This is a genomic window from Paenibacillus sp. FSL A5-0031 (assembly GCF_001956295.1).
GTDB lineage: Bacteria > Bacillota > Bacilli > Paenibacillales > Paenibacillaceae > Pristimantibacillus.
Genome location: NZ_MRTD01000051.1, coordinates 1 through 4,044 on the forward strand (window position 1 = coordinate 1; position 4,044 = coordinate 4,044).

At 38.2% G+C, this 4,044-nt stretch carries 3 protein-coding genes; all 3 read right to left on the reverse strand.

Features of this window, described 5'->3' with window-relative positions:
* Positions 1-958: 958 nt before the first annotated feature.
* The 3 genes from BK120_RS34155 to BK120_RS34165 all read right to left on the reverse strand — a co-directional run bounded on the left by BK120_RS34155 (position 959) and on the right by BK120_RS34165 (position 3,274).
* On the reverse strand, positions 959-1,528 hold the full coding sequence (locus BK120_RS34155; protein WP_076271917.1) for a YdeI/OmpD-associated family protein: 570 nt from the start codon (positions 1,526-1,528) through the stop codon (positions 959-961).
* A gap of 231 nt (positions 1,529-1,759) precedes the next feature.
* Positions 1,760-2,275: a DinB family protein gene (locus BK120_RS34160; protein WP_076271918.1), complete on the reverse strand. Its 516-nt coding sequence runs from the start codon at positions 2,273-2,275 to the stop codon at positions 1,760-1,762.
* An 81-nt stretch (positions 2,276-2,356) separates the two neighbouring features.
* On the reverse strand, positions 2,357-3,274 hold the full coding sequence (locus tag BK120_RS34165) for a helix-turn-helix transcriptional regulator (RefSeq protein WP_076271919.1): 918 nt from the start codon (positions 3,272-3,274) through the stop codon (positions 2,357-2,359).
* Positions 3,275-4,044 lie beyond the last annotated feature (770 nt).

The following is a 4,044-nucleotide window of genomic DNA, read 5'->3' on the forward strand; positions in this document are numbered from 1 at the left end:
CGCTTTTTTCGCTTATCCCGAAGGATTTGCGAGGCAGTTATTACTCGTTGTTCAGTTTTCAAAGAGCAATCTTTTCTTTCGTTTGTTTCTCTCGCCGTCCGCGTGTATCTCTCGGCCGGAATTAGAATATACCATGCATGCATATATGATTGCAAGTCTTTTTTGAAATTATTTTATTATATTTATGATTTCACTATATAGATGCCATTTAATACGTCTATAATGCCTATAAAACACTACATTTAAGCGTTTTAATATTTAATTTCGTTAATATAAATGAACAAACATATTATTAGTCATTTATTTTTGAGCTCAATATTAGCCTAGTTACCTATGTGTAATGCAGACGATTAACAAATGGAATTCAACTCAGCTCATATATTTCATCGTTTTCTTCTTGATATCTGATTCTGCCTTACATCAATCTACTCAATCCTACAAGATACAAAGCTGCATCACTTCTTGTCTATCCCTGTACAGGTTTATATGAATTCCGTGACTTGCTTCTGATACTCATATACAGGGGAATAGCATCTTGATTCATGAATACGATAGCCTTTAAAAATGAATTAAAACTGTGCAAAGTCTTTAACTTTAAAAAAGCCAATAGTAGCTCCTCTTTATCTATTGAGTTCATCTATATAACCTATTCTTTATTTACAATCAGAATTAATCCTTGCTTTACATCCTCCATGAATGTTCATTCTTTTCTAGGCCAAAACCATCCGTTTTCAACATTCACAATAGCTGCTGGACCGTCCAGTATAAGCAACTCACGACCTATTCGTATGTGTAGGAACTAAAATGAACCTATCACGCCTATGAAAGGTTGAGCTTTTAATTTGAAACAAATCAAAATTAGTATAGTAGAAGACTACTCCCACTAATTACAAACAGCCTATTTTGGCGTGCTTATATCACCCACAACAAACAATTTCTCACTACAAAATTGCGTATCTTAATAATCTAGGAGGCGTCCATTATCATGCCATTGACCATACATTTTATTTTCCTTAGTGTTTGAAATGAATTTGTCTAATCTACTATTAAATAATTCCGGCTGGTTTTTATTACTTTGTATCGTGTCGATCCGAACTCTTTTATAAAGAGCTGGAAATGCCGAAAAATTCTCAAAAACCTGTCTCTCCTCTTTGAGCCTTTGCTCTATAACCTTATCTATTTTAAAAGAATCGCAATCCATATCGGGAAGTACCTTTCTACCTTCATCTCTCATTAACCCCAACTTTTCAAGGCGGCGGACACGTTCTTTATTCAATTCAGTCCATGAACTTTTTTTGCTTCTAGGCGATAGTCTCTGCGCCATTTGAGTTTCGGCTATTTTCTTTTTCACTCCATCAATCCATCCAAAGCACAAAGATTCTTCGACCGCGTCCAAATACAGCAGCGTATCTGGGTTTGGCGTCATGCTAACTACTACCCAGCAAGATTTTTTAATATTTCCATTTTCCTGTAGCCAAATCCTCAAATCTTCTCTCGAATTTACTGTAATTAGATTTTCAATTTCCATAGATAAAATTCAAGCTCCTTCTAACTATAGTGTTTAATTAAATTCAGTATACAACTTATGACCCAAGTCGAACTTGATACTATCAGCATAAGGGTAAAATGATACTTATCTCAACTAGCAATGGTGACCTATTTCTTCTATTAAATCGAAGTAAAAAGATCGACTCCCCTATTTTTAGAAGTATCGACCTTTTAGACTGATTTGATTTAATTCAAAACAATGTGCCAGTGATTAAACGGATTCCGCAGCTTCCTGATACCAAAAAAATGCATAGTCGTTCATGACGGATGCGTGGCCTAGTTGGCGCAACATTGTAGATATATTTCCTCTGTGGTAGGTCCCATGATTGGCTACTTGCAGTACAATTTCGGATAAGCGTGTTTTTCGAATTCCAGCAAATGGGTTATCAAGCAAAACGGTTTGCTCCAAATCAGCTTCGCTTTGGAACCATTCTCTGTATTGTTCCGATAACTGAGCGAAGTTGTTGGCGTATTCATCTACAGAATGCAGGATACTCACATTTAGCGACATACATTCTTGAAATGCCTCTCGCATACCAGTGCCTGTTAAAACCTTATACCACATCGTATCCACTGCATAGATATGACTAAGGGCATGGGCAAGGGTAGGAAATGAGCTGTTTATTTCTTGACTTAGCACAGAGGCCGGGAGTTCCTTAATTCTCCCCATGATCGTTTGGTTAGCCCATGTGTGGTATTGAAACATTTCTACTGGATGATTGGACATTCGTAAAGTCTCCTTTTGATTTCTAATAAATTGATTTTGGTTCTATAGTTATAATAATAAAAGAAGTATGACAACAGACTGTCATACTTCTTCATAAAGTTTGAGTGTATTTTGAAGCTGTTCTTTTAAAATCCCGCGCAGTGCATGAGGTTCGATTACTTCGGCGCCACTGCCAAAGCTCAGAAGAATGGACCATAGCCATCTTGCTTCTAGTGGTTTATAAACTGGAATTCGTATCGTTGCATTTCCATCGGCATGAAATTGCATATCCGCTTGGTGAAACTGATCCATAGCTATCGCCAAAGCCTCCGGTCCCACTTGAATCACAACATCTTTCAAAAGATCGCACCATTCCTTGTTTGTGAAAGTAAGCTCTTTCGACACTAAGTGGTGCTGCTGAAAGTCTTCCTGCGTCAACACTAAGTTCATTATCCGTGATAGTCGGAACTCCCGATAGTCACAACGCGTTCGACAAAAGCCATAAACGTACCAATTGCCATATTTGAAATGAAGCTGTATGGGTTCCATATCACGGGAAGTACGATCATTATTTGCATTAATATAATCAAAACGGACGATTTTCCGCTCCGTAATTCCCGTACGTAAATGTTGAAGCGCATCCGGCCCTGACCGGCGGGTTTCTAAGTCGACAGAAACAGTAGGGATCTGTTGCTCGGATCCGATTGTTTGTAGTCGTTCAATGGTACCTTGAGCACGCTCATCTTTAAACACGCTGGAGAGGCTGCTGAGCACGGTGATCAGAGAATCGACATCGTAAGAACCGAGCAAGCTTTTATCCATTTTGTAACCATCCATTATACCGTATCCGCCATTCATTCCCTGATACGATATGACAGGGAAGCCCGCAGCGCAAATCACATCGATATCCCGATAAATGGTTCTTTGGGAAACTTGATACTCTTCAGCCAGCATAGAAGCAGACAAAACTTCGTTATTCAGGAGCTTGTAGATTATGGAGATCAATCGCTCCAATTTCATATATATCCCCACCCGTTAATCCATTTCGTATTATGCTTAACATTATATCACAGATTTTTTATTACTAATTTTTAGGGAAACCCTGCCTGATGTAACGTAGATACATGATTTGGATTTAACGATCGGGGTATCTAGATTGGCATAACACCGTAAAACCCACGTTAGAAAGCATCTCCTATCGCAGGTAGACGTGCAGTCATAATGGAAGGAGTTCACCTCTTAAAGAACAAACATCGCTAATGTAAACGCACCGATGACCAGCCGGTCGTGTGTGCGCCAGAGGCACAGAGACTAGAACATTTAATATAGTGTTACAGTCAAAAAAACCACTTGCATTCATTCGAACATCTACCTAGATTATTGAATGAATTTCCACAACATTTCGATCTGACATATTAGTAATACCTAGATAAACAGCTGTCTAAGCTTTCGCCTTTTCAAAAAGTTCACTTGCAGCCGAACCACAGTACAATTATAGTGCAACCCTCTTCTTATTAAGGCGTGTCTATTTGGCTCTTAACATCCCGTAACTTCGTCTCTTCTTAGATCCCAGATATTAGAATGATAATACTTGTCTGAAGAGGGTTAAAAAGCTTGGGGGAGGCGTAGAGGAATTTTTTACTTGATCGGAATAATAACAACTGAAGCCTTATTATGTTTTACCAATATGGGTTACCAATTTGATGAAAATTACTCAAAAGCATCTCATTTGAGCATCATTTCCTACTTTTAAACAACAAAAAAAGCCTTGCTAAGCAAGACTTCTTTTG

Excerpts from the sequence above, each read along its gene's own strand:
- BK120_RS34155 (WP_076271917.1), bottom strand. The coding sequence starts at position 1,528 with ATGGAAATTGAAAATCTAATTACAGTAAATTCGAGAGAAGATTTGAGG.
- BK120_RS34160 (WP_076271918.1), bottom strand. The coding sequence starts at position 2,275 with ATGTCCAATCATCCAGTAGAAATGTTTCAATACCACACATGGGCTAAC.
- BK120_RS34165 (WP_076271919.1), bottom strand. The coding sequence starts at position 3,274 with ATGAAATTGGAGCGATTGATCTCCATAATCTACAAGCTCCTGAATAAC.